Source organism: Leisingera sp. F5 (assembly GCF_001593695.1).
Genome location: NZ_LUKH01001256.1, coordinates 1 through 1,153, shown reverse-complemented (window position 1 = coordinate 1,153; position 1,153 = coordinate 1). Strand labels below are relative to the sequence as shown.

Genomic DNA, 1,153 nt, shown 5'->3' with positions numbered 1-1,153 from the left:
CCCTCCCAGATACGCTCGACCCGCGCATCGCGCCAGATACGTTCCAGCGGCAGCTCGTCCATCAGGCCCATGCCGCCATGAATCTGGATTGCTTCATCGGCGACAAAGGCCAGCATCTCGGTTGCCTTCAGCTTGGCCATCGACATGTCGCTCTCGGTGACGGTGCCCTGGTCGAATTTCCAGCCGGCTTCCCAGGTCAACAGGTTTGCTGCCTTCAGCTCCAGCGCCATATCCGCCAGCTTGAAGGAGATGCCCTGGAACTTGCCGATCTGCTGGCCGAACTGCTTGCGCTCGGCGGCATATTCCACCGAATGCTGCAGTGCGCGTTCCGCCCGACCCAGGCAGGTGGCGGCCACTTGCAGGCGGGTGGCGCCCAGCCAGGTGTTGGCAACTTCAAACCCCTTGTCGACCTCACCCAAAATGGCCGAGGACGGCAGGCGGCAGTCGTCGAACTCCAGCACCGCGTTGGTGTAGCCGCGGTGGCTGACGTTGCCATAGCCGTCGCGCACCTCGAACCCGGGTGTGCCCTTGTCGACAAAGAAGGCGGTGATCTTTTTCTTCGGCCCGCGCGGGGTGTCCTCGACGCCGGTTGCCATGAAGCAGATGGCGAAATCGGCAATATCGGCGTGGCTGATGAAATGCTTGGTGCCGTTCAGGATCCAGTCATCGCCGTCCTGGCGCGCGGTCGCTTTCATGCCGCGCAGGTCGGAGCCCGCATCCGGCTCGGTCATCGCCAGGCAGTCCCATTTCTCGCCCTTCATACAAGGGAACAGGTACTTTTCCTTCTGCTCATCAGTGCCCGCCAGCAGGATGTTCGACGGGCGCGCCACACCGGTCCAATGCAGCGCGTAGTTGGCGCGGCCCAGCTCTTTTTCATACATCAGCCAGCTCAGGGTATCGAGACCGGCGCCGCCGACTTCCTCAGGCATGTTGGCGGCATAGAGTCCCGCGTCCATCGCCTTTTTCTGCACCTCACGGATCACATCCATGTCCAGATGGCCAGTGCGCTCGATCTCCGCCTCATGCGGATAGAGCTCCTTTTCCACGAAGGCGCGGGTGGTCTCGACGATCATCGTCTGTTCTTCGGTCATCCCGAACTGCATGGCGGTCTTCCTTCGGCAAATCTGTTGATGGTCAGAGTAGGCGCCTTGCG

The 1,153-nt window shown here is 61.8% G+C and carries 1 protein-coding gene; it reads right to left on the bottom strand.

From position 1 onward, the window contains the following. Nucleotides 1-1,103 (bottom strand): acyl-CoA dehydrogenase (locus tag A2I95_RS40590; RefSeq protein ID WP_291737972.1); only part of this gene is annotated, 1,103 nt, incomplete at its 3' end. Between the last annotated feature and the right edge of the window lie 50 nt (nucleotides 1,104-1,153).